Genomic DNA, 24,844 nt, shown 5'->3' with positions numbered 1-24,844 from the left:
GCAATACTTAAAATTAATGATTTAAGTTGGGGGAATTTTTTGGCGTTTTACAGTGCTACCACCATCTATTTTAATAAATTTGTGCGGCGAAAAATGAAGCTTTTCTATTTTTGGTAATTTTTTGCATAGAAAAGCGTTTATATATAGGTTTTATTTCTTTCTGACTCCGCGCGTTTTTTTATGCATTGGCATATTGGGATGACAATTTCAATGGGAGTCAGGAGACGGTAGTGTGCCTTAATGTTAACAGTAATGCATTTATATCATTAATTAGTATGCGGAAAATATTCATTTTGCTTTTGCTGGTATTGATTTCGGGACCTTTAATGGAGGTCTATTCTCAGCAAAATATTAATCCAAGGGAGGTAAAAATATCTGAGTTGTCGGATAGCCAGGTACAACAGATTTATAATGAAATAATGAATCGCGGCCTTTCTGAGCAGCAGGCCATGACATTGGCTCAGGCGCAAGGATTTACTACTCAGCAAATTAATGAGCTTCGTCAGCGCTTTGAACAATTGAAACTTGGGGCTTCGTCCAGTGCCGGCAATGACTCGACACAGATTACAGAAGGTACTGCAGACTTTATGAATGTATTGTCTCAAAAGGAGTTAATTATTGCCGATGAAGAGGAACAGCGACTTTTTGGATTTCAATTTTTCAATTCTGAAAAATTGACCTTTGAACCCAGTGTTAATTTGCCTGTTTCTGATTCCTATATCATTGGCGCCGGAGATGGTATTTCCATTGATATATGGGGCGGCTCGGAACAGAGTTACCAACTCATGGTTGATAATTCCGGAAATATTAATATTCCCGGTGTCGGGGGAGTTCAAATAGAGGGTCTTACCCTTTCAAAGGCCCGCCAAAAGATTTTTGATAAGCTGGTGCTCATTTATAGCGATTTGGCAGGAGATCAACCCAAAACATTTGCCAATATTTATCTGGGGCAAATCAAGCCAATTAAAGTACATGTGGTTGGGGATGTTTTTGTGCCGGGGAGTTACACGCTTCCCGGATCGGCCACCGCCTTTAATGCTCTTTACCTGGCCGGGGGACCCAATTTGAATGGGTCATTTCGGGCTGTGAAGGTGATTCGTGACGGGAAAATTATTAAAACACTCGATGTCTATAACTATCTTATCAATGGTGACGCTACCGAAAATATTTCTTTGCGAGACGATGATGTTATTATGGTGCCCTCATATATTAATAGGGTAAGAATAGGTGGCGAATTTAAACGTACAGGAATTTTTGAAGCCAAGGAAGGCGAAACTGTTTCAGACATGATCAAGTATGCCGGTGGTTTTTCCGATAAAGCTTATCACAATCGGGTGGAGATATTCCGGAACGAATCGCGCAGGATGCTTTTTAAGAGTATTTTAGCGAATGCATTTGAGAGTGAAACCGTGCAAAACGGGGATAGTATCTTTGTGGGTGTCATGACACAAAGAATTGAAAACCGTGTGATGATAGAAGGCGCTGTTATGCGACCCGGAAATTATGAGATAGGCGAAGGACTGATGCTTTCTGAGCTTTTGAAACAAGCCGACGGAATACGGGAGGATGCATTTCTGGAACGGGGACAAATATTGCGCCTTGACGAAAATTTCCAGCTACAAAACATCTCATTTGACGTTAAAGAATTACTTTCCGGAACCTTTGATACCGAATTGCAGAGGGAAGATATTGTTACCATTTATTCTATCGATGAATTACGACAAGCCAGGCTGATTAACATCAGAGGAGAAGTGGCGGTTCCCGGCGCATACGAATACAGAGAAGGGATGACTCTGGCAGATCTTATTGCTCTTTCCGGTGGTTTCCTGGAGTCGGCATCCAGTTCCTATATTGAAGTTGCCCGGCGTTTAAGTCATGAAGAAACAGCCAAATATCAGTTTAAAACCGGTCATTTGTTTCAGTTCTCCATTTCCCGTGATCTGGCACTGGATGAGCAAGATAAACAATTTGTCCTGATGCCCTTTGATAAGGTTTACGTCAGAAAAGCTCCGGGATTTGTGGAAGCCGGAACCGTACGGGTTATGGGCGAGGTGATCTATGCCGGCGAATTTAATCTTTCCAGTCGTCAGGAAAGAATTTCCACCATAATTAAGAGGGCCGGAGGGCTGACACCGGATGCATTCCCCGAGGGAGCGATGCTTACCAGAAAAGTGGAAATGAATCCTAAGATAAAACGATTACGTGAACAATTAATGAAGCAGGATACCACTCTGAAATTTGATGATTTAGGGTTCGAAGTGTTGGCCATAGATCTTAAACACGCTTTGATGAATCCGGGAAGTAAAGAGGACGTATTCCTGAAGGAAGGTGATGAACTATTAATCCCGAGAGAACTACAAACAGTTAGGGTTGGTGGTGAGGTGCTTAATCCCAACAGCACTCCTTTTGTTCGCGGTAAATCTCTGCGTTTCTATGTCAATCAGAGTGGGGGCTTCTCAGACTTTGCTAAGAAAGGAAAAGCGTATGTTATTTATCCCAATGGGAAGGCAGCCGCAACCACCAAAATTCTTTTTTTCAAAAATTATCCTAAGGTACTTCCGGGTAGTGAGGTTGTCATTCCTGCGAAAAGAGAACGTCAGCCATTACCGGCTACCGCTTGGGTGAGCATTGGCAGCAGTGTGGCGTCGCTCGCCCTTACCATTGTCACTATTGTTAATGCTGTCAATTAAGTTTTGATAAAATGTCGTTGCTATACTGAGAAGCAAATAAAATGTATCCCCGTCGTAGTCTGGAGATCGTAGCCCTACAGCTTTATTTGTCTCGGATTAGTGAGATGTATTAGGACAGCAAAATTGTTCTTTATTAAAGTCAAAAGTTTATAACGACCATGGAAAAAGATAATCGCAATAATAGAGAGTTGACCGGTGAACGACCTATTATTAAAGACGACGAAATTGATCTTATTGCCCTGGCCCATGTGATCTGGGACAGGCGCAAAACAGTTTTCTATACCGTAGGTGTCGTTCTGATTATAGGTTTTTTTATTGCCATATTTAGTCCGGTAAAATACAGTGCGTCGACAACTATATTACCACAAAGCGAGGAAAAGTCAGATTTGGGAGGACTTAGCGGGTTGGCCAGCATGGCGGGGATTAATCTCAACTCTATGATGGGTAACAGCACCGGGATCCAGCCCGATTTGTATCCCAAAGTCATTCAAAGCTATCCTTTTCTAAATGATCTGGTGCATCAAGCCTACGACTTTGAAGATGAACCGAAGCCGATCTCGATCCATGATAAATTTTTGAAAGATACGATACCCGGGTTGGGATATTATCTGGTGAAATATACCATTCGGCTACCATGGACCATTAAAGAGGCCCTATTGGGAGAAAAGCAAATGGCTTGGGAAGGGAATGGCGACGCTTCTTCCAAAATTAAACGAATGAGTGAAGAAGAAAAAGAACTTTTTGAGAAGATGATGGATCGAATCTCCATTGAAGTGGACCAGGAAACCGGGCTTGCCACCATTTCCGCAGAGATGGAGGAACCGCTTCTTACCGCTCAGGTAGCTCAGAAAACCATGGAGTTGCTGCAAAAATACATTATCGAGTATAAAACCAGTCAGGCCCGCAATAACCTGGAATTTATTCAGGCTCGGTATGAAGAGAAAAAAAATGAATTTGAAAAAATCCGGGCGGCCTTCTTCGACTACAGAAACAGAAACAGAAATGTGGTGGAAGAACGAACAGATATGCGTTATCAGGAACTGAGCGATGCCTACAACATAGCATCACAAGTTTATCAAAACCTGGCAGAGCAACTGGAACAGGCCGAAATAGCCGTAAAAGAAGATACTCCCGCATTCTCCGTGATTGAACCGGTAAAAGTACCCATTGAAAAATCTGCACCCAAAAGAAGTCTTATTGTGATTGTTAGCCTCTTCTTCGGTGGGTTTTTAGGCGTCTGCCTCATCTTTGGGCAAATGATGGTCAGGAAGTTTAAGGAGGCGTGGTAGAGGTTGGTAGTGATAGGACATGGATTCCAAGATAGATCTGTTGTGATAGAATTTATTTAGGTTTGGATCCCTCTGAAAAGAAACTCGGTACTTTCAGTTGGTTATATTGTCTTTTGAAGTTCGTGGTGTATGCGCAAATAGCCAAAATAGGATTCAAAGGAATTATAATTTCCCTTTTTTACTTCTAAGTGCTTTCTTGATGACCGTTTTGTAGAGTAATGGTAGGTCTGTTTTATAAAAGAAAGGGAACAGCTTTCTTGTTTGCAGATGCACTCACCCATTAATGAAAAGATTGCGCAGTGGGAAATTTCGGCGTTTGGGATCCTTTTATATTGGCTTGGGAAGGTCTTTTGAATTTACCAGAGAATTATTGCAATTGAGTAGGACTCAAAGGATTTTATACCTGTTGTCAGGTAGGTTTTTATGACGAACTAATGCTACCCTTTAATTTGAATTTACTTTAATCAAAATATAAAGGACGCGGATTTTATAAAGCGCATAGATAAGGTGGGGAAAAGGATTGGTTGAGGGGAGTTTGCTTAAATTTTTAATGAATTTTATACGAATGAAGAAAATCCTAATTGTTTTTGGGACTCGTCCCGAAGCCATAAAAATGGCACCGGTAGTTAAAGCCTTAAAGAGGGAAAATAATGATTTTGAAACTAGGGTTTGTGTGACGGCACAGCACAGAGAGATGCTTGACCAGGTTCTGAACTTTTTCAATATTACCCCTGATTATGATCTCGACTTAATGAAACCCAATCAAAATCTGTTTTCCTTAACCGGAGAAATCATCAATGGCTTAAAACCAATACTGGAGGATTTTTTGCCTGATATTGTTTTAGTACATGGTGATACAACAACTTCCATGGCGGGGGCATTAGCTGCTTTTTACTTTGGTGCTAAAGTAGGTCATGTTGAGGCCGGATTAAGAACATATAATAAATTGGCACCTTTTCCTGAGGAAATCAATCGACAAATTACAGGGAGAATAGCGGATTTTCATTTTTCTCCTACAAAAACTTCCAAACAGAATTTAATCAATGAAGGTGTTGACGGGAAAAATATTTTGGTTACAGGTAACACCGTTATTGATGCTTTATTGGAAAGCGTTGAAAAAGTTAAGGATAATTATACGGATTCTTTAATTGTAGAACTTAAAGAGTTAGTAGGTGATGAGGAGGTTGTGTTGGTTACCGGACACCGTAGGGAAAATTTTGGAGATGGTTTTTTGAATATTTGCGCCGCATTAAAAGAAATTGCCCAAAAATTCAATGGGAAAATTGTCTATCCGGTTCACCTTAATCCAAATGTACAGAAACCTGTCAAGGAGATACTTGGCGATATAGACAATGTTAAGTTAATTGATCCTTTACCTTATGAAGCTTTTGTGTGGATGATGCATCGCTCAAAAATCATTATTACCGATAGTGGTGGAGTACAGGAAGAAGCGCCAAGTTTAGGAAAACCAGTTTTAGTAATGAGGGACACGACCGAAAGACCTGAAGCGGTAGAAGTGGGAACTGTGATTTTAGTGGGAACCGACAGGAAAAGGATTATCTCTGAAGCACTTGATTTATTAAGAAATGAAGATAGATACAAAAAAATGAGTGCCTTACATAATCCCTATGGGGATGGAAAAGCAGCTAGTCGAATTGCAGAATTTTTTAAGAATAGTAATTAATAATTGTTTTAATAAATTTTATGACGAAGAATATTGTTGTAACAACTTTAGGACTGGGATATATCGGACTTCCAACCTCAGCTCTGGTTGCCTCTGCAGGTGTACGGGTAAATGGAATGGATGTTAATAAGAAAATTGTCGAAACTATCAATAAAGGGGAAATACATATAGTTGAACCCGAACTTAAGGATTATGTTGCTGATGCTGTTAGAAAAGGTTATCTAAAAGCTTTTGAAAAAGTTCAACCTGCGGATGTTTATTTAGTGGTTGTTCCGACACCCTTTAAAGGAAACCATGAACCTGATATTTCTTTTGTGGAAGCGGCGACCAGAAATACCATTCCCCATCTCAAAGAGGGAGATTTATTTATCATCGAATCAACTTCTCCTGTTGGCACTACCGAAAAGATGAGAGATTTGATATTTATGGAACGTCCTGAACTAAAGGGGAAAATTCATGTCGCTTATTGTCCAGAAAGAGTACTCCCGGGAAATGTTATGTATGAATTAGTGAACAATGACAGAGTGATCGGCGGAATCGATGAAGAGTCTACAGAAAAAGCAGTGGAATTCTATAGCTTGTTTGTTAAAGGAACACTTCATGAAACCAATGCACGAACCGCTGAAATGTGCAAACTCACTGAAAATGCAAGCAGAGATGTACAAATTGCTTTTGCAAACGAATTGTCTTTAATATGTGATAAAGCAGACATTGACGTGTGGGAGTTAATCCGATTGGCCAATAAACACCCGAGGGTTAATATCCTTCAACCCGGGTGCGGTGTAGGGGGACATTGCATTGCTGTAGATCCTTATTTTATCGTTTCTGATTACCCTCTGGAATCACAATTAATTGGAAAAGCCAGAGAAATTAATAATTACAAATCATTCTGGGTTGCAGAAAAAATACAGAATGCACGTCTTGAGTTTGAATTGAAAAATGGTAGAAAACCTGTTATTGCATTGATGGGATTGGCCTTTAAACCCAATATTGATGATTTAAGAGAGTCGCCAGCAAAATATATTGCCCAAAAAGTTTTGCAAAGTTCCAACGGTGAGGGTGATATTCTGCTTGTTGAACCCAACCTGAAAGAACATCCAGTTTTTAAATTGACAGATTATAAAGAGGCCTACCAGAAAGCTGATATTGTAGCCTTTTTGGTGGCGCATGATGAGTTTAAAGAGCTAGAAAAGATAGAAGATAAATTGGTATTGGATTTTTGTGGAGTTCATAATTGAAGTTAATTTTCGTCGAATGTGATTGGTTTTAATTAATGAAGAATACAACGATATTATTCCTTTCCAAATTTTTTGAAAAAGGGTCATTATTTCTCTTTTTCATATTTTTTGGGAGATACTTTGGGAGGGATGCATTTGGGGAATATTCATATTTTTTTTCAATTGCATCTTTTCTTTTTGTTTTTATGGATATTGGAGGGGAATTTTATCAAATTAAGCTTTTGGCCAAAGCGAAAACGGTAAATGCATTATTTAATATAGGGTTAATAAAGAGTGTTATAGCATTGATGATTCTTATATCAACCTATTGTATTAAAGAGTATTTTTTATCCTTATTGGTGTTGTCATTTTGGATAGAATCCATAATTAGTATTTTTCGTTCAGCTTTTTATTTTCAAAAGAAGTTTCTTTTTGCAGCAAGTTTTAATATAATTGAAAAATCTTTTTTTATTGCATTATTTCTCTTCAATTCATTAGCTATAGAGAGTCTTTTTTTTATGTATGCAACACTTTCTATCAGTAAATTTATTCATATTATACTTGTTGCATTTAAAAAGAAAGAATCCATGACAATTAGAGAATTTAAAATTAATTTTTCTTTTTGGAGAGAATACTTGGCGGATTCATGGAGTTATGTGTTGCATTCTGCGTTAGTCATTTTTTTCGGACAGTTCTCTATTATACTGTTAAAAAAATTCGAAGTTTCATTTAGTAATATTGCGACTTATTCTGTCGCTATAAAGGTTGTAATGGCTATTGTAACAATGTTTCCTGATATACTTTTTAGACAGTATTATCCGACAATAACTCAGATGATTTATAACCAACAGAAAAAAAGCTTAATAAAGTATTTAAGTAGAATACGATATACGAATATTGTGTTAGCATTGATTTTAATATGTGTTTTGTTTTTGTCTGCTAATGAGTTGATTAAATATACTTTTGGAGACGAATTTTCCGATGCTGTTTTATTGCTTGTTTTTTTAAGCCCTGTATTAATTTTTCGGTTTTCGATGTATCCCTATAGTGGAATTTTGTCAGGATCTGATTTTAATTATTTAAAAATAATAGCTTCAAGCTCTTGTACGATTATTAATCTAACCCTAAATTTTATACTTATTCCAAGGTTTGATATTTGGGGCGCTGGAATTGCCTTTATTGTTTCAGAATTTTCATTGTTCGTTATTTATAAGATCACATCAATGAAAGTCCTAAAATTAAGTTATTTCCCGAAAAGTGAGATAATTGGTATTGTGATTTCTTTCTTTCCTTGGGTGTTCCTTCCCATGTATACATGGATATCGGTGGGAGTAAGGTTTTGTGTAATGTTAATTATGGGAATGACCATTGTTCTTTTTAGAAAAAGATTTTTACAATTGTTTAATTTTGATTTTGGGTGATTTTATGAAGAAAGTATTAAAAAGCAAAAATGTTTTAATATTAGACTCGTTAAGTTCTATTCACATAGGAAATGGTGTCTTAATAGATAATAGCATAAAATTAATTAAAGAAATTAATCCAAATGTAACTGTTAATCTATTGTCTATGGATCCAGAAACTAATAGAATCAAATATAAGAATGTTGATTATCCTATGTTTGGGGTATTTTGGCGGAACAAAAGTTTTTTTCAAAAGATTGTATGGATTGTAAGTAATATTGTTTTTGTTTTTTTGCAAATTCTTAATCAGTATACTTTTAAAATATCTCCCCAAAAGTTGTCATTTAACTCTTATCAAAAAAGAGCTTTTGATAAGATTAAAAAGGCAGATGTATGTGTTAGTATTATTGGGGAGGCTATAAATGATAATTTTTATCAAGCCTTATATTTCTGGTTATTCAATTATTGGATTACTATCCGTATGGGGAAAAGATTTGTTTTATTTCCTCAAAGTATTGGGCCTCTTGACAATTTTTTTAATAAATTTTTGGTATTTCATGCATTAAAAGACGCATCTTTATTGATTGCGAGAGATCAAAATTCTTATAAAAAACTATTTGAAATTGGGTTTAAAAAATCGCAGATTGCTTATTCCGTTGATGTTGGATTACTGCAGGAGGTTGGAGATACTTCAAAGTATTCCGTAAATGATTATTTTGAAAAAAAAGATTCTAAAAAAGTTATTGGTCTTACTTTGTCTAAATTTCCTGGAGAAATAGAAGGCCCCCAAAATTATCTTGATATAATTCTTCAAGTGGTAAGAAAAGAAGTTGATCCGTCTAAATATAAAATTCTTATATTGCCTTCAAACTATATCAAAAATGGTGTCAGCTCTGATTATGAAATTTGTTATCAAGCTTATTTGAAACTTAGACAAGTGTATGAAGTAAGTATTTTGGCAAATAGATTATTTTTTCCTAAGGAATATACGACGCTTTTATCTCAGTTATATTTCTTTATTAGTACAAGAATGCATGTAACTATTATGGCTTGTTCTCAAGCAATACCGACAATAGCTATTTCTTCGCAGTTCAAAATTGCTGGTTTTATGGAAAATATAGGGCAGGAAAGATTTGTTGTTGAGTTGGAGCGTTTAAATGAACTTTCTGTTAAGATTAAAAATGTATTACAGGATAGAGATAGAATTTCATCTTCTATTAAGAATAACGTATCTGAACAAAAGAAAACATTAGGAGAAATTCAAAAAATATTAAAACCTTTTTTTTGTGATTGACAAAAATTTAAATATTGACAAAAATTTTTGTAGCGGGTGTGGGGCATGTCAAACTATTTGTCCTACAAAAGCCATAACATTTAAGACTGATTACAAGGGGCTAATATGGCCAGCTATTAATTGGGATAAGTGTATTAAATGTAATTTATGCTTTAGAGTTTGTTCGCTAAAAGAAAAAATGGAAAATTCTGAAATTCCACACGTAAATGAACTGAAATCTTTAGCTTATTATGGATATTCACTTGATTCTTTCTTAAGATTTGAGTCAGCATCTGGAGGTATTGTTTCGCAATTGGCGAAAGACGCATTAAAAAATGGAATTGTTGATATTGTTGTTTGTGCTAGTCAAAAAAAAAATAATGAGATATTAATAAATTATTTAAAACGAGAGGATGCTGAGTTTCTCCCAAAAGGATCTATATATCGCCAAGTCGTTTTACTTAAAGATTATATTGAAAAAATTGAAGAAAAAGAAGCAAAAAAACTTTTAGTGATAGGTTTGCCTTGTCATATTGGGGCAGTTAAAGCTTTGCATAAAATTTCACCTAGACTTAAATCAAAAGAATTATATACTATTTCATTATTTTGCAAACAAACTAAGGATGAACGATTTTCCGACTTTATAAGATATTACTTAAAAGTAACAAGCAAAAATGAAATGATAAATTATAGAGGTGGTGGTTGGCCCGGAATAACATCAATTGGGGGGAAAAAAACCGCCTCTACTGATTTTAAATTTGGGTTTATGTGGGGAACTTTTTGTTTTACTCCGGATTATTGTATGAAATGTAGAGATGCGCTTGGTGCTAATTCGGATATATCTGTTGGAGATGCTTGGTTGAAAGAATACATGATTTCAGACAATAAAGGAAGTAGCTTTTTTTGGGTTCATTCAAAAAAGGGATCCCAATTATTTGAATCTGCTAAAAATCATATTTTTTTTAGAGAAGAACAAATTAAGAATGTGATTAAATCTCAGAGTTTTAAAACTTTAAAAGACAAAGAAGAACTTTCGAGTAAATTTCAAAAAGAAAGAAAATTAGGGGGAAAACTCTTAAGAATAAGGAAAATAGCAGCAATTATTGTATCGTCTAAAATAGCAATTTATACTCCGTCTCTTTTATTAAAGGCTTTTTATCGAATTTTTTTAAGATAATGAATTTTTTTTTGATAAATAAAAAAACTTTAATTACTGAGTGGTTCCCTCTTTTCATTATACCAGGCTCCATTTTTTTCGATCTATTAAATGGATATATTCAAATTGTTTTGAATAAGGATTTTTCAATTGGTGTTCTATATAGAGGTATTATTTTTCTTGTTTTATTTCCTTTTGTTTTAAAAAAACGCAGTATTTTAACTTATTTTGGGGTATTTATTATCTTTCTTTTTGTGATTTCTAATTTTTTTTGGTTAATTACTCAGAAATTTTATGATTTTGCGTTTGAAATTAAAATGATTTCCAGAAGCCTCTATTTATACGTGATTTCTTCTTTTTTATTGTATTACAGAAATAGTATCAATGAATTAAAACTTCTAAATTGTGTATCTTTATTTGGAGCTATTGGGGGGGGAGCTATTGTTTTTTCTTTTATATTTGGTATAGGTCTTGATACATATGGTGATTACTCTTTTGGGATAAAGTCATTTTTCCCTGCTCAAAATGACACTTCTTTATCTTTGCTGTTGAGTTTATTAATTGTGATTTATCTTTTGTTGACACAAAAAAAGCTTGTGTTTTATTTTTATAGCATAGTTATTACAGCAGGATGCATTTTCCTTGGGACAAGAGCAGGGATAGCTGGTTCGATATTGATTTGGGCTGTGATTTTTGTGGGGATAATTTTTTTTAGGTTTAAGGATTTAAATCTTTCAAGAATCTCGAAAAATCTTATGTTCTTTTTTGTTTTCGGGGTATTAACTGTTGGCGGTTTTTTTATTTATAAAATAATAACAGAAAATCAATATATTTTAAATAAGTTTACACTTGAAGCTTTACTTGGAGGCCGACATTCTAGAGGTTGGCTGGCTGAGGCTGGATTAAAAATTATTTCAGATTCAGACTTTGGGGAATTCTTTTTTGGCCATGGAAAATTTGCTTTCTCAAAAGAAATAAATTATTTAGGAGAAATAAACTTCAATGAACTATCATATGCTGAAATAGATTTCCTTGATTATATTGGAAGTTATGGAATAATTTTAGGAGGATTTTTCTTAATGTTACCCTTTGTTTTCTTTTTGAAGTCTAAATTGATGTTTTTTAAGACTAAAACCTTATTTTATTTTGTGTTACTTATTGGATTTGTTGTTTATGTTGGACATTCTTTTTATGCTGGGCATGCTCTAAATAGTCCAATTGTTTCATCCGTTTTCTCAGTCTTTGTTTTTTTTGTTTTAAAATACGACCCCCAAAAGATGCCTTTTTCTTATGAAAGTTCTATTGATTAATAATGGATATCCAAGTACAATAAATCCCCAGTATTCAACATATATCAAAAGTATAGAGCAGTGTTTGCATGACGCTAACATGATGGTTGAGCTTTTAGTTTTGGAAACAAATTTTAAGGGGAAAGTATTTAAATTTTTTTATTATGTTAGGTTCCTGGGAGAGCTCATGATGTTTAAATATAGAAAATATGACGTTATTTATATTAATAATTACCCATACTGTTTCTTCCCTTTAATGTTAAGAATAAGAAAATTTAAAAATGTTATTATTCATTGGCATGGGACTGATATTATTCCTCCTAATTGGAGAAAAAATTTTTTGAATAAAATTTCGTATAAATTTCTTCCCCAAAAACACATCGCAATAGTTCCATCTAATTTTTTTGTGGAAAAAGTTAGGGAAAAATTAGGTATTCAAAGATTTAAAAATATTTTTATAAGTCCTAGTGGTGGGGTAGATACAAAGAAATTTTCGAAATTAAAGAATGAAAAGTGTAACATTATAACCTTAGGTTTTGGATCAAGTTTAACTTCTGAAAAAGGTGCTGATTTAATTTTGCTGTTAGCCAGAAGAATAAAAAACTTGGAACGAATCTGTAATAAAAAGATCTATCTAAAGGTTATTGCTTATGGTGCAGAAAAAAAAAGATTCGTTAATCAATTGAAAGTTTTGAAAAATGTGGTTATTGAATTTCCAATTCCCAAGGAGCAGATGGTTAATTTCTATTGGAGCATTGATCTTTTTTTATTTCCTACAAAAAGGAAAGCGGAAAGCTTAGGGTTAGTTGGTTTGGAAGCAATGGCCTGTGGAAAACCTGTGGTTGGGACAAATGCATTTGCATTAAAGGAATATATAATTCCAGGTGTAACTGGTGAATTATTTGAACTTGACAATTATCAGGATTTTGAAAAAGCAATTATAAGAGCCATTAAAAACCTTGGAAATTATAAGCCTAGAGAATTGGTAGTAAAAAAATACAGTAAAGATGCAGTAGTACAGCAATATAAACAAATATTTTCTGCTATAAATGAGTAACGTAAATATTAATAAGTCTGTTAATTGGATCGCTAATAATGGTTTGTGTTCAGGTTGTGGTACTTGCCAGTCAATTTGTCCTGTAGGCTGTATAGAAATTAGCCTAAAAGAAGATGGTCAATTTCGACCGGAAATTGACCCTAGTGTTTGTACTAATTGTGGATTATGTACAAAAGTTTGTCCTTTTTCCTCTTTGCACTATAAAAAGGGGATTGAGAGGCCTATAGCTTCGTATTCCGGGTATTCTAGTAATTCTGATATTCGTTATAATGCATCGAGTGGTGGGTTGGTTACTCAATTGTTGATTGAGGGTTTGAAATCAGGTACTTTTGACGCAGTGGTAGTTGTTTCAGGGCATAATCTAAATGATTTTAAAAGTGTGATTCTAACCGACCCTGAAGAGGTTCTTCTTGCTAAAGGTTCAAAATATGTCCAGGTACCTGTTAATATATTGTTGAATGAGCTTGAAAATACATCATTTCAAAAAATTGCGTATGTAGGATTACCATGCCATATTAGGTCTTTGAAAAAATATCTTGGATTGAGGAAGAAGTTTAGTGCGAGAATTGCATTGGTGTTTTCTTTGGTTTGTGGACAGACCTTGAAATGGATTGCTGTAGAAAAGCAGTTGAAAAGTCTTAAAGTTGAAAAAAATCGACTAAAAAAATATACTTTTAGAGGTAATGGATGGCCAGGAAGCCAAAAAATAGAAATAAATAAAAAAGTAATTGAAATTCCGCATACATCAAGGTTGGCAATGGGAGGATTATTTTCCTCTATTCTTTCTGGTGTTGATGCTTGTATATTTTGTGATGACCATTTTGGGAAGGATTCGGATATTAGTTTTTGTGACGCATGGCATTTTCGTGGAAAGGGAAATTGTGATGGTATTTCAACAGCTTTGTGTTATAGTAAAAGAGGACAAAAGTTTTTAATGGAAGCAAGCGGGAATAAAAGTATAATCATTAAAAAAGATAATTTTGAAAAAGTTTTAAAAGTACAGGGACATATGAAACCCACAGGCTCTGTTTTGTTCTTGCTTAAATTAAAAAATATTCGCAACAAAATAATATTGCATTCTGAAATTAACTCTAATTGTTTCTCTATTGTGGGTGGTTTGGTGTATTTTTTCGCTAAATTCTTTCTTTCTTTCTTTCCCTACAAGCATTACCCTGTTTGTTTTTTAGGATTTACTAGGGGGTTCAAAAAATTTCTTAAATTCTGAGATTGTTTTGAACAAATAATTCGAGTTTGATTTTTTTTTAAAAAAACGATGGAATTAAAATTGAAAGATATTTTATGGAAATTTAATCGATTAAAATCAATGAGTCTTTTTGAGGTTTTATATCGATTTAAGACCCAGATGATTGTTAGGAGTTTAAGGGCAACGAAAGTAAGAGAGTATATTAAAAAAAATAGTCCCGAAATAAATTATTTCCTTTGTATAGATGAATTGCGATTAGATGATGAATATTTACAATTCCTTCCAAATGATTTTGTACTTCAGTTGTATGGGGCAAATATTGAAATAACCAAAATAAATTGGAGTCTTGATTATGTTGATAATTTTGCTTATCCGAAAAGCCATGTTTCAAAAATTTCTTTGAGCGATTACAGTGATCGTGAAGTAAAGAATATTCTTGAAATGCACCGACTGCATTTTTTGGTAGATCAATCGGTTCGCTATTTTATTACTAAAGATTCAATATTATTTGAAAACATAATTGATACAATAGAAAACTGGATTGAAAAAAATCCCTTTCCTTATGGTATGGGATGGGTTTCACCTACTATTGTATCCAAAAGACTTATTTCGTTTTTATTTATTTGGAATATACTTAATTTAAATAATAAGGATGGAACAAAAAAAATAAGAGAAAAACTAATAGGTACTTTTAATGAACATATTCATTATGTTTTGAATACACTGTCTCTGTATTCTTCGGCAAATAATCATTTAACAGCAGAATTAGTTGGTGTCTTTTCTATTTTAAAAAGCTTTTCTTCATGTTTGACTAAAGTAGGGAAAAATGTATATTTAAAAGTGCATAAAAAACTAGAGGATTTAATCATTCAGCAAAACTTTTCAGATGGAAAGAACAAAGAATGTGGGTTTGGTTATCAATATCAAGTAACAGACTGGTTTTTTTTTGCCGGACTTTTGGATAAGAAGATTGGGCCCTCTTTATTTTCTGATACTTATTTCTTAAGACTGAAAAATATGTTTCGTTTTTTCAGGGGGGCATTTGATAACTATGGCAACTTTTTTGATTATGGAGATAGAGACAATTTCCATGTACTTCCTTTTCAATTTGAGTCTTCGCAATCCGCATTTATTCAATGTCTTGAGAGTGGGGCTAAATTTTTTAATGACCCATCATTAATTATTCCACGGATTAATAAAGGGTTATTTGATTTTAGAAATCGAATATTGTTTGGGAGAAATTTTTCGGTTGAAAAGCGTTGCAAAAAACATAGTCAGACGAAATATTATGAAAAAGGAGGTCATATTGTTAGTTGGTTTCAAGATAATCTGGGGAATGATATATATTTTAATTTTAGGTCAGGTTCATTCGGGTATTTGAGTATTGCTGCTCATTCGCATTCGGATTTAAATTCTTTTTTTCTTTCCATTAACGGTCAACCTGTTTTTATTGATCCGGGTACTTATTGCTATAGAAAGGATCCTCTATTCCGAAATTACTTTAGAAGTGCATTAGCGCATAATACGATTTCCGTAAATAGTCAAGATCATGCATTAAAATTTGGATTTAATCATTGGCACAATAAAGCAGAAATAAAAGGTGAAATCTTTGACTATTTTAACAATAAAAAACAACTTTCATTTAAATCAGGATGTAAATTTCCCGATGGCACAAAACATATCCGTTATATTTTATTGGAAAAGGATATTTTTGAATTGAAAATAATCGATAGAATTTTTGCTGGGAAAAATAAGGGAGGGGTTAATATAATTTTTTCATTACAGTTATATCCTAATTTAAATTTTGAGAATAACAAAATTAATTTAGAGGATGGTAACAAATTGGTGATAAAATCAGATTATGATTTAAAAGCTTTTTATGGCCAAAAAGAACCCTTTATATCAGGATGGTATTCACCGGAATTTTCAAAAATTGAAAAAACAGTCAGCCTTAGAGGAATAGTTAAAGATAGAGAACAATTAATTACAACGTTTACTTTAGGAAAATAATAGTAATGGGAAAAAACATTCTTATAGTTCAAAATTATAACATTAATAAAGGGGATACTTCAGTTGTTCATGCAATGAAGTATTCACTTGAAGAATATTATAATGATATTAAAATATTTTTGACATCGTATGATCCAGAAAAGGCAATGAAGGAATATCATGTTGAATCAGCTCACTGGTTAATTGATTATAGCCGAATTAAAAAAGCACCAAATGGTTTATATAAAATTTTTTATTTCTTGGAAGAGATTCTGTGGGTTATTTATTCTTGGATCTGGGTTAAGCTATTTACTTTTAATCTGTCTAATTTGAAATTTATACCTGTTAATAGACGGAAGACAATTCAATTATATTTAAATGCTGATGTTGTTGTCTTGCCCGGTGGACATTTTTTTACAACCTTAAATAAATTTCCAGTAGTTTTTTCACATTACTATTCTATGTGGTTTGCGCATAAATTAAAAAAGAAAACTATGATTTATGCACAAACGATTGGACCTTTCAAAGGATTTTGGAGTAAAATAGTCAGGTTAATTACGGGGAAAGCCATTAACTTTTGCGATAAAATTACAGTACGGGAAGGAAGTTCGTTACGTTATGATAAGAACAAAAAAATGATTTTAACGGGCGAAGTTGTATTTTTAAATAAGAACGTTGAAAGGAAAATGTTTTTAAAAAAAGAAAATGACAAGTTAATAGGGATTACCATTCATCACATATATTATTCTCAATATTATTCACGTGAGGGATATATTGCCCTAATGGGTGAAATATTAACCAAAATAATTGATGAGTATGGATATAATATTTTATTTATACCAATGGAGAGTTTTAGGAATAAGGAAGTTGGGGATAGGTTAATAATTGGTGAAATTAAGAAATTTATTAATAGGGAAGATAAAACGAAGGTTGTTGAAGATGATTTAACTCCAGAAGAAACAGAAAGTTTGATTTCTTCTGTTGAGATTTTTATAGGAACAAAAACGCATTCAATTGTTTATGCTTTAAAAAAATGTGTTCCTACTATTGCGATAGCATATCAGGAAAAGAGCACTGAATTTATGAAAGCGTTTAATGTTCCAGAAAATTCAATTGAGCTAGCTAAACTAAATGTCTCTGATTTTATGACTATTTTTAACAATGTGATTAATAATCTAAATAAATATAAATCTGTACAAAGAAATGCTTTAGAAAAGGTTATTGAAAAGGCTGAATTAAATAATGAAGTTTTGTATGAATTAATAAAATAGGTTGTTATGTGTGGAATATTGGGAAGTATAAATATCCCTTTGGGGAAGAAGGACCTAGATATACTATTTCATAGAGGTCCTGATTCCTTCGGTTTGGAAAAGTTTAGTGTTGATAAGAGTGAAATTTATTTAGGACATAGAAGACTTTCCATAGTAGACTTATCTGAAGCAGGGCATCAGCCAATGATTTCTGATTGTGGAAATTATGTTGTTATTTTTAATGGCGAAATATATAATCATAAAAAATTACGTAGTAAACTTAGTGGTGTTAGTTTCAGGGGACATTCAGATACTGAAACGATTCTTTATTATTTAAAGAAAAACTGGAAAGATGGATTAAAAGATTTGAATGGGATTTTTGCTTTAGCCATATTTGATTTAAAGAATAGAAAAGCACTTATTGCGCGAGATCCTCATGGAGTAAAACCTTTATATTATCATAAAACCAAGAATACAATTATTTTCTCTTCTGAGATAAGGGGAATTAAAAGAAATTCATCTATGAAATTAGATGATGAAAACTTAGCGACTCTTCTAATGTTAAGGTATAATTTATCTCCTTATACACTTTTTTCAGATATTAACAAGGTTCAGCCTTCCCACTACATAGAAATAGATTTTTCCGACTATAATTTAAAGTATGATTTTGGAAAATTCGGCAATTATGAGAAATTATCTTTTAGAGGAGATTTCAAAAAAGCGGTAACTGAATATGGTAAATATATAACAAATGCAGTGGATAGGCAATTAATGTCGGACGTTGAAATTGGGGTGTTGTTAAGCGGAGGAATTGATTCAGCATTGGTTGCTGCCCTAGCAAGAAATAGGGTTAATTATAAAATGAAGGCTTTCACTGTGGGTTTTGAAGGACATTATGATAGTGATGAAATAGAAGAAGCTCAAAAAACTGCTGAAATTTTAGATCTTGAACATCATTATGTCAAGATAAGTTTTGATGACTTTATAAAAACTTTAAAAAAATGCAATTTAATTGTAGAAGAACCAATTGCAACTACATCAGTTGTGCCTATGTTATATCTATCTCAGTTAGCTTCAAAATATGTAAAAGTTGTTCTTTCTGGGCAAGGAGCCGATGAACCATTGGGGGGATATTTTCGCTATAAAGGTGAATTACTTCGTGAACATACTCCTAATTACTTATTGAAAGCGGGGATTAATATTTTAAAATGGATGCCTTTCAAGCGTAAAGAAATTTTTTTACGGGGCATAAATAGCCTTTCGGAATCAAATGATATTCGACGTTTTATTAAGATGTATTCCATTTTTTCTGATGAAGAAATTTTTAGATTGATTGGCAAAAGGGAAAAGAGAGCCCATGATTTATTCCTGTATTTGTATAATAACTTTAAATGCAAATATTTGGAAAGTAGTACCGAAAGGATGATGAAAATCGATGCCAGAGCAAATTTAGCGGATGATTTGCTTATGTATTCTGACAAAATAACCATGAATTTTTCTTTAGAAAATAGAGTGCCATTCCTTGATCTAGAGTTAATTAAGTTTGTTGAATCGTTGCCAATTCAATACAAAATTAATCTTAAAGGTGGTAAAATAATTCATAAAGAGTTTGCAAAGACTTTATTACCACCAGAGATAATTAATCGTCAAAAGAAAGGTTTTAAATCTCCCACTAAAGAATGGTTTAAAAGTAATATATGGAAAATAGAAGAAATATTATTGCAACCTGGTACTTTGTTTGGTAAATATTTTAATCAATTGGAAATTGAGAAGATAATTTCTCGTCATTTAAATGGAGAAAATATGGAAAAGCAATTATTTTTGCTTTTAAGTCTCAATTTTTGGTTTGAAGAAAATTTTAATTAGAAATTGTTTTGAAAGTGAAAATTTTATCCATCCCAATTGAAAGTTTGACATTAAAAGAAACAATTAAATTAATAAAAAATTGCATAGATAAAAATCATTTCACCCAACACGTAGTCGTTAATGCAGGCAAGATTGTAGCCATGCAGAAAGATGAAGCCTTGAGAAAGTCTGTTTTAGAAGCAGACATAATTAATGCTGATGGGATGGCAGTTGTTTGGGCGAGTCGTTTTCTGGGTAAGGCTTTGCCGGAGCGGGTAGCAGGAATTGATTTAATGCTGAAACTTGTAGAGATGGCTCATGAGGAAGGTTACAAATGCTTTTTTTTGGGCGCGAAGGAAGAAGTAGTCAAAAAAGTGGTGGAAGTTTTCAAAGAAAAGTATTCTGAAAAAATTATAGCCGGATATAGGAATGGCTATTTTAATGAAGAAGAGGAGGAAGAGGTTGTAAAACAAATTGCCAATAGTGGGGCGCATATGCTTTTTGTTGCAATTAGTTCTCCTAAAAAGGAGGTTTTTGTAAATAAATATAAGGATATTATGAATGTCCCATTTGTTATGGGGGTTGGTGGTAGTTTTGATGTTGTTGCAGGTATAACGAAGCGAGCACCTCTGTGGATGCAAAAAATTGGTATGGAGTGGTTCTATAGGTTTATTCAAGAACCCCGTCGCATGTGGAAACGTTATTTAATAGGTAATTCCAAGTTTATTTGGTTGGTTTTAAAAGAGAAATTTAAGAGCGGTCGCGGCCAAAAGTAATCCCCCCTCACTCAAACCTAATCGCCTTGACCGGTGATATTCTTGCGGCCAGGTAGGATGGGCCGATCATCATGAGGAAGATGGCGATGATGGCGCCGGCGTTGAGGAGAAGGACGGATGTCCAGGTGAGGTGTATGGGCACGGTTTCGAGGAAATAGTTTTCCGGGTTTAGTTTGAAGAGTTCAAACTGTTTCTGAGCCCAGCAGAGGATAAGACCAATCAGGTTCCCCCAGAAGAGGCCCTTAAGCGCAATTTGTGAGGCGAGGATGAGAAAGACTTTTCGCAAGGGCCAGTCGGCCATACCCATCGCTTTCAGGATTCCGATCATGTTGGTACGTTCGAGGATGAGGATGAGCAGACCTGTAATCATGTTAAAGCCTGCCACGAGGATGATCAGACCAATGATGACGGTGATGTTCATGTCGAGGAGGTCGAGCCATCCGAATATTTGCGGTTGCGTTTGCAGGATGGATCGCGTACGTAGCATGTCGCCGTTGGGAGAAATATAGGCAGAGGCCACATCCGCCACCAATGCTCCCGTTTCCATGATGTTTTCGAAGTTGCCGGTAAGTAACTCGTAGCCCGAAATTTGATTATACTTCCAGTTGTTAAGTCTTTGTACCTGACGGATGTCGCAGATGATGAACGTTTTATCCAGATCCGGCAGGTTGCTGTCGAAGATGCCTTCCACTTTAAAATTTCTGGCCCTAATTTGATTTTCGAAGAAATACATTGGCGCCTTATCGCCCACTTTAAGATGTAGCATACGGGCCACCTCGTCGGAGATAAGGATTCCCGGCGATGTTTTATCTCCCTTTAGCGTCAGCACCTTGCCTTCTTTAAGAATGGTGCGGAAGAATGACCAGTCGAATTCCGGACCTACTCCCCTCAATATCATTCCCTGCATTTGATCTTTTGTTTTCAGGATGCCCGGTTTTGTGGCAAATCGTTGGAGATGCAGCACGCCCGGGACTTCCTTCAATTGCTGTTCCAGGGCAGAATCCTGTTTAATGGGATTGGTTTCGAAGCTAAGGTTGAAATCATAGCTCACCACCTGGATGTGGCTCCCGAATCCGATGATTTTTTCTCGGATCTCTTTTTGGAAGCCCATACCGGTTGCAATAGAGATAATCATCACCACCATGCCCAGAATAATACCGGCAATGGAGACCCGGATGACCGGTCGGGCCAGTCGTTTTCCGGAGATTCCTCCGGTGCGTATTTTGTTGGATATGAAGAGTTCCAGCTTCATGATATGTCTAGTTTTTTTTGGGTGGTGACGTTCCGGTTATTTGTATCGGTATTTACCCGTTGGAGATGCCGGTTAGGCAGCCTTTATCGTCGATGCAAAGATAACAAGAGTAATGGAATTTGGCTCATACATAACACAATCTATCTACTAACCATCAGTGACTACTTACTAAACACTAACCACGAATTACTTCTTCAGGGCGATAACACCATTTATTCAAAAAACTATACCTCTTTTGTGGTTTAGTTTTTGCAATCTTTTACTTTTGTATTACATTTTCGGTTATTTGGCATGTTTTCGACCACTCATCATATTGATGGTTAGTGGTTGTCATTTGGCGGTTTGCGTAGGTGAGATGCCAATAGTATTGAAGTAAAAAATGAATTGGATGATGCCGGTTGTGGGATATCATTGACAACACAATTTGAAATTAGATATGAAAAAGATCAGACAACTTCTGCCATTTTTGGTTTTTTTTCTGGCCATTGGGTTTTTAGATGCCCAGACTGCCGGGAAAGCTCCTTTGCCCCCTAAAGTGGTAGAGGCCGTAAAAAAAGGGGATGCCAATGCGCTTACTTCCTTTTTAAATGACAAGATAGAGTTGGTACTTCCGGGTAAGACCGGAATTTTTAGCCGTCAGCAAGCCCATTTTATTTTGAAAGATTTTTTTTCTGACCATAAAGTGGCTTCATTTCATGTTCTTCACTATGGATCTCGCCAAAGTGCCACTTTTGCCATTGGGGAGTATAAATGTGTCAATGAGCATTTCCGAATCTATTTCCTGGTGAAAAAATCGGGCGATAACCGTTCTCTGATCCACCAGATTAGGATTGAGAAACAAGAGTAGTTAGGCTGGTAGGCTGGTAGGTCAATAGGCCAATAGGTTGATAGGTCAATAGGTCAATAGGTCAATAGGTTGATAGGCCGATAGGCCGATAGGTTGATAGGTTGATAGGTTGATTGGCTATTTGATTGAGGGGATTGATATGCTGGTATAAAGGCATGGGGAATAGAGCATGGAGAAGATAGGCAGTTGTTCCTCTTATATCTTAAAATTTAATTCTGATGTACAGGAAGGAATGGGAAAGGGTAGAAGGGGGGAAGTATAGATTATTAGGTTAATAGATTGAGGGGATTGATTGATGGGGTTGAAAAACTAAAGGAACTAAACACTAAATACAAAAAACTAAGAATTAAACACTTACGAATGAACGACGAATATTTGAAATCATTTATCATCAATGCATTAAAAGAGGACGTAGGCGACGGGGATCATTCTTCACAGGCATGTATCCCGTCCGAAGCGGAAGGGAAGGTACAACTATTGGTAAAGGAGGCCGGTGTACTTGCGGGTGTAGAGGTCGCTTTTGACGTGTTTCGGCATCTGCAGTCCGATATAGAGATTCATCCTATTCTTGGTGATGGAACGCTGGTTAAACCCGGGGATGTGGCCTTTACTGTCAAGGGCAAAGTACTGACTCTTTTGAAAGGGGAGAGGTTGGTGCTAAACATTATGCAGCGAATGAGTGGCATAGCAACGCAAACGCGTGAGTATGTTAAACTTTTGGAGGGCACGAATACCAAAATCCTGGATACACGCAAAACCACGCCGGGGATGCGCATGCTTGAAAAAGAAGCCGTGAAGATTGGCGGAGGCGAAAACCACCGGATGGGGCTTTTCGATATGGTTATGCTTAAAGATAATCATGTGGACTTTGCCGGAGGAATTGAAAAGGCCATTAAAACCACTCATCAATACCTGAAGACGGTGGGTAAGGATTTGAAGATTGAAATTGAGGTCCGAAATATGGAAGAGTTGCGTCAGGTGCTGGCGGTAGGAGGGGTTGACCGTATCATGCTCGATAATTTCGATCCCCAAACCACTCGTGAAGCGGTGAAGCTGATCGATGGCAAGTATGAGACCGAATCATCCGGTGGCATCACCAAAGAGACCATCCGAAGCTATGCCGAATGCGGGGTGGATTACATATCCGTAGGGGCGTTGACGCACCATATACGAAGTCTGGATATGAGTCTCAAGGCCATTTAATGGATTTTGTTGATATTTAAAGCTGCGGGGATGGCCATTAGTGCAGCAAAAGCAGCAAAAATAAATGTGGTTTGATGCCCGAAATGGTCGAACCCATACCCCGTGGCAAGGGTGGTGATGGAATTGAAAAGAAAATTACTGGTCATGTAAAGGCCGTTCACAAAAGGCAGATGATCGGTTTTCAGGCTGTTGATGATGGCCAGGAATACCGGTGTCGGAGCCAGCAGGAAGAAGCCCATCACGATAAGCAGGGGGAGTGTGAACGAGCCTTTGGCCAGGATAAAAAGGCCCATCAATAGCGGAGAAACGATGGATACGATCAAAAGCGTATTGCGTCGGCCAATGAAATCGGAAATGGTACCCGATAAAAGGGTTCCGGCTGTTCCCGATAAAAATATTACGGATAGAGAGATGCCGGCCATCCATCGTGAGGAACCGGTGCTTTCCAGATATCCCGGCAAATAATAGGTGAGGCAGCTTTTCATGACCCCCCGACTGAGGGTGATGCTTCCAATGATTAAGAGTACCGGGAGATATTTCTTCAATGTGGCTGTATAACCATTGTGTTGTGCCCCGTCATGGGGGATTCTTTTCCTGAGGTCGACATGTCGAAAGCGGAAAAACAGGATGAGCGATGCCAGGATCCCGGCCGGTATGAGCCGAAAGGTGCCTTCCAGTCCCCACAAATCGATGGCTCCCAATATCACAATAGGTCCCAGTGTGCGGGCCAGTTCTCCCCCTACCATATAAAAGCTCATGCCCCGTCCGGTACGGTTGCCGGCAATAAGTCTGATCATTACCGGTGTGGGAACGTGAAACATGGTTGAGCTGATGCCCGATACCAGCATCAGAATGACCAGAAAGGAATAGGAGGGTGCCAACCCGATCAGACTCATCGATACGGCCGTCAGCGATGGCGCCACTATCATCAGGTAGCGGATTCGTACCTTATCGGCTAATATCCCGACCAACGGATTTAAAAGCGTTGGTAAACGCTGAATAACTGATAATAAACCAAAAAGCGTATAGTTGATCGACAGTTTCTCCAGAATTAATACCTGTATGGGCGCTAAAAAGGAGGTGTAAACGTCATGGATGTGATGGGTCAACGAAATCAGAAAAACATCTAAAGTTTTGAATCCGGTACTTTTGTCTTTGTGTGTCATCCGAAAAGATTTAATTCATTGTGCCGAATGAAACGAGCATGACCATAAAGATTGGTCACAATAAAAACATGTATAACTTAAGCCATGCGAGTTCAATGAGACCAATGAATTATAATAATTATATACTAATGAAATTCGCCGGGCATAAGTTTTTACCCTTTCCTTTTTATCCCGAATTATCAATGTCGTTTAGTTAAGGTTTGTAAGCTGAAAATGCCACAGGTTTTCCAGAGTATCTTTTAAATCGTGTGTTATAT

Annotated in this window: 19 protein-coding genes; 17 read left to right on the top strand and 2 right to left on the bottom strand. The window is 35.6% G+C overall.

The window, feature by feature from the left end:
- Positions 1 to 275: 275 nt before the first annotated feature.
- The 14 genes from ACT29H_RS16355 to ACT29H_RS16290 all read left to right on the top strand — a co-directional run bounded on the left by ACT29H_RS16355 (position 276) and on the right by ACT29H_RS16290 (position 20,119).
- Positions 276 to 2,690, top strand: a complete 2,415-nt coding sequence (locus ACT29H_RS16355) for an SLBB domain-containing protein (protein WP_444822730.1) — start codon at positions 276 to 278, stop codon at positions 2,688 to 2,690.
- Between the two features lie 158 nt (positions 2,691 to 2,848).
- Positions 2,849 to 3,979, top strand: coding sequence for a Wzz/FepE/Etk N-terminal domain-containing protein (locus ACT29H_RS16350; RefSeq protein WP_444822729.1), 1,131 nt, complete (start codon positions 2,849 to 2,851; stop codon positions 3,977 to 3,979).
- Between the two features lie 550 nt (positions 3,980 to 4,529).
- Entirely contained in the window at positions 4,530 to 5,663 is a 1,134-nt protein-coding gene (gene wecB / locus ACT29H_RS16345; RefSeq protein ID WP_444822728.1) for a non-hydrolyzing UDP-N-acetylglucosamine 2-epimerase, read from the top strand.
- 20 nt (positions 5,664 to 5,683) lie between these two features.
- The gene (gene wecC, locus ACT29H_RS16340) at positions 5,684 to 6,901 is read left to right on the top strand and encodes a UDP-N-acetyl-D-mannosamine dehydrogenase (RefSeq protein WP_444822727.1); all 1,218 of its coding nucleotides are present in this window, start codon (positions 5,684 to 5,686) and stop codon (positions 6,899 to 6,901) included.
- A 35-nt stretch (positions 6,902 to 6,936) separates the two neighbouring features.
- Complete coding sequence (locus tag ACT29H_RS16335; protein WP_444822726.1) at positions 6,937 to 8,301, top strand: oligosaccharide flippase family protein; 1,365 nt, start codon at positions 6,937 to 6,939, stop codon at positions 8,299 to 8,301.
- 4 nt (positions 8,302 to 8,305) lie between these two features.
- Complete coding sequence (locus tag ACT29H_RS16330; protein ID WP_444822725.1) at positions 8,306 to 9,574, top strand: polysaccharide pyruvyl transferase family protein; 1,269 nt, start codon at positions 8,306 to 8,308, stop codon at positions 9,572 to 9,574.
- Positions 9,567 to 10,730, top strand: coding sequence for a Coenzyme F420 hydrogenase/dehydrogenase, beta subunit C-terminal domain (locus tag ACT29H_RS16325; RefSeq protein WP_444822724.1), 1,164 nt, complete (start codon positions 9,567 to 9,569; stop codon positions 10,728 to 10,730). Before ACT29H_RS16330 ends, ACT29H_RS16325 begins: the two co-directional genes overlap by 8 nt.
- A gap of 11 nt (positions 10,731 to 10,741) precedes the next feature.
- Positions 10,742 to 12,019, top strand: a complete 1,278-nt coding sequence (locus ACT29H_RS16320; RefSeq protein WP_444822723.1) for an O-antigen ligase family protein — start codon at positions 10,742 to 10,744, stop codon at positions 12,017 to 12,019.
- Complete coding sequence (locus ACT29H_RS16315; protein ID WP_444822722.1) at positions 12,000 to 13,055, top strand: glycosyltransferase family 4 protein; 1,056 nt, start codon at positions 12,000 to 12,002, stop codon at positions 13,053 to 13,055. The genes ACT29H_RS16320 and ACT29H_RS16315 overlap by 20 nt, the downstream gene beginning before the upstream one ends.
- Positions 13,048 to 14,280 carry a Coenzyme F420 hydrogenase/dehydrogenase, beta subunit C-terminal domain gene (locus ACT29H_RS16310; protein ID WP_444822721.1) on the top strand — a complete coding sequence of 411 codons (1,233 nt, stop codon included), beginning with the start codon at positions 13,048 to 13,050 and terminating at the stop codon, positions 14,278 to 14,280. Before ACT29H_RS16315 ends, ACT29H_RS16310 begins: the two co-directional genes overlap by 8 nt.
- Positions 14,281 to 14,328: 48 nt before the next feature.
- Positions 14,329 to 16,269, top strand: a complete 1,941-nt coding sequence (locus tag ACT29H_RS16305; protein ID WP_444822720.1) for an alginate lyase family protein — start codon at positions 14,329 to 14,331, stop codon at positions 16,267 to 16,269.
- A gap of 5 nt (positions 16,270 to 16,274) precedes the next feature.
- On the top strand, positions 16,275 to 17,519 hold the full coding sequence (locus ACT29H_RS16300; RefSeq protein ID WP_444822719.1) for a polysaccharide pyruvyl transferase family protein: 1,245 nt from the start codon (positions 16,275 to 16,277) through the stop codon (positions 17,517 to 17,519).
- A 6-nt stretch (positions 17,520 to 17,525) separates the two neighbouring features.
- Complete coding sequence (gene asnB, locus ACT29H_RS16295; protein ID WP_444822718.1) at positions 17,526 to 19,364, top strand: asparagine synthase (glutamine-hydrolyzing); 1,839 nt, start codon at positions 17,526 to 17,528, stop codon at positions 19,362 to 19,364.
- Between the two features lie 14 nt (positions 19,365 to 19,378).
- Positions 19,379 to 20,119 carry a WecB/TagA/CpsF family glycosyltransferase gene (locus ACT29H_RS16290; protein WP_444822736.1) on the top strand — a complete coding sequence of 247 codons (741 nt, stop codon included), beginning with the start codon at positions 19,379 to 19,381 and terminating at the stop codon, positions 20,117 to 20,119.
- A gap of 7 nt (positions 20,120 to 20,126) precedes the next feature.
- Here ACT29H_RS16290 and ACT29H_RS16285 read toward each other — a convergent pair whose 3' ends face one another.
- On the bottom strand, positions 20,127 to 21,371 hold the full coding sequence (locus ACT29H_RS16285; RefSeq protein ID WP_444822717.1) for an ABC transporter permease: 1,245 nt from the start codon (positions 21,369 to 21,371) through the stop codon (positions 20,127 to 20,129).
- 3 nt (positions 21,372 to 21,374) lie between these two features.
- Here ACT29H_RS16285 and ACT29H_RS16280 point away from each other — a divergent pair, with 3 nt between their 5' ends.
- The 3 genes from ACT29H_RS16280 to nadC all read left to right on the top strand — a co-directional run bounded on the left by ACT29H_RS16280 (position 21,375) and on the right by nadC (position 23,421).
- On the top strand, positions 21,375 to 21,617 hold the full coding sequence (locus ACT29H_RS16280) for a hypothetical protein (RefSeq protein WP_444822716.1): 243 nt from the start codon (positions 21,375 to 21,377) through the stop codon (positions 21,615 to 21,617).
- A 190-nt stretch (positions 21,618 to 21,807) separates the two neighbouring features.
- Positions 21,808 to 22,218, top strand: coding sequence for a DUF4783 domain-containing protein (locus ACT29H_RS16275; RefSeq protein WP_444822715.1), 411 nt, complete (start codon positions 21,808 to 21,810; stop codon positions 22,216 to 22,218).
- A 360-nt stretch (positions 22,219 to 22,578) separates the two neighbouring features.
- Entirely contained in the window at positions 22,579 to 23,421 is an 843-nt protein-coding gene (nadC, locus tag ACT29H_RS16270; protein ID WP_444822714.1) for a carboxylating nicotinate-nucleotide diphosphorylase, read from the top strand.
- On the opposite strand, the gene ACT29H_RS16265 is transcribed toward nadC, so the two are convergent.
- The gene (locus ACT29H_RS16265; RefSeq protein WP_444822713.1) at positions 23,418 to 24,587 is read right to left on the bottom strand and encodes an MFS transporter; all 1,170 of its coding nucleotides are present in this window, start codon (positions 24,585 to 24,587) and stop codon (positions 23,418 to 23,420) included. The genes nadC and ACT29H_RS16265 overlap by 4 nt on opposite strands.
- Positions 24,588 to 24,844: the final 257 nt, after the last annotated feature.

This window comes from Thermophagus sp. OGC60D27 (assembly GCF_052400625.1).
Taxonomy (GTDB): Bacteria; Bacteroidota; Bacteroidia; order Bacteroidales; family Marinilabiliaceae; genus Thermophagus.
Note: the sequence above shows the minus strand (reverse complement) of the source record. Positions and strands in the feature narration are given on the sequence as shown.

What these genes read in the sequence shown, in the direction of transcription:
- ACT29H_RS16275 (WP_444822715.1), top strand. Translation starts at nt 21,808, where the DNA reads ATGAAAAAGATCAGACAACTTCTGCCATTTTTGGTTTTTTTTCTGGCC.
- asnB (WP_444822718.1), top strand. Translation starts at nt 17,526, where the DNA reads ATGTGTGGAATATTGGGAAGTATAAATATCCCTTTGGGGAAGAAGGAC.
- ACT29H_RS16305 (WP_444822720.1), top strand. Translation starts at nt 14,329, where the DNA reads ATGGAATTAAAATTGAAAGATATTTTATGGAAATTTAATCGATTAAAA.
- ACT29H_RS16310 (WP_444822721.1), top strand. Translation starts at nt 13,048, where the DNA reads ATGAGTAACGTAAATATTAATAAGTCTGTTAATTGGATCGCTAATAAT.
- wecC (WP_444822727.1), top strand. Translation starts at nt 5,684, where the DNA reads ATGACGAAGAATATTGTTGTAACAACTTTAGGACTGGGATATATCGGA.
- ACT29H_RS16300 (WP_444822719.1), top strand. Translation starts at nt 16,275, where the DNA reads ATGGGAAAAAACATTCTTATAGTTCAAAATTATAACATTAATAAAGGG.
- ACT29H_RS16315 (WP_444822722.1), top strand. Translation starts at nt 12,000, where the DNA reads ATGAAAGTTCTATTGATTAATAATGGATATCCAAGTACAATAAATCCC.
- ACT29H_RS16265 (WP_444822713.1), bottom strand. Translation starts at nt 24,587, where the DNA reads ATGACACACAAAGACAAAAGTACCGGATTCAAAACTTTAGATGTTTTT.
- ACT29H_RS16285 (WP_444822717.1), bottom strand. Translation starts at nt 21,371, where the DNA reads ATGAAGCTGGAACTCTTCATATCCAACAAAATACGCACCGGAGGAATC.
- wecB (WP_444822728.1), top strand. Translation starts at nt 4,530, where the DNA reads ATGAATTTTATACGAATGAAGAAAATCCTAATTGTTTTTGGGACTCGT.
- ACT29H_RS16335 (WP_444822726.1), top strand. Translation starts at nt 6,937, where the DNA reads ATGAAGAATACAACGATATTATTCCTTTCCAAATTTTTTGAAAAAGGG.
- ACT29H_RS16330 (WP_444822725.1), top strand. Translation starts at nt 8,306, where the DNA reads ATGAAGAAAGTATTAAAAAGCAAAAATGTTTTAATATTAGACTCGTTA.
- ACT29H_RS16355 (WP_444822730.1), top strand. Translation starts at nt 276, where the DNA reads ATGCGGAAAATATTCATTTTGCTTTTGCTGGTATTGATTTCGGGACCT.
- ACT29H_RS16280 (WP_444822716.1), top strand. Translation starts at nt 21,375, where the DNA reads ATGTCTAGTTTTTTTTGGGTGGTGACGTTCCGGTTATTTGTATCGGTA.
- nadC (WP_444822714.1), top strand. Translation starts at nt 22,579, where the DNA reads ATGAACGACGAATATTTGAAATCATTTATCATCAATGCATTAAAAGAG.
- ACT29H_RS16350 (WP_444822729.1), top strand. Translation starts at nt 2,849, where the DNA reads ATGGAAAAAGATAATCGCAATAATAGAGAGTTGACCGGTGAACGACCT.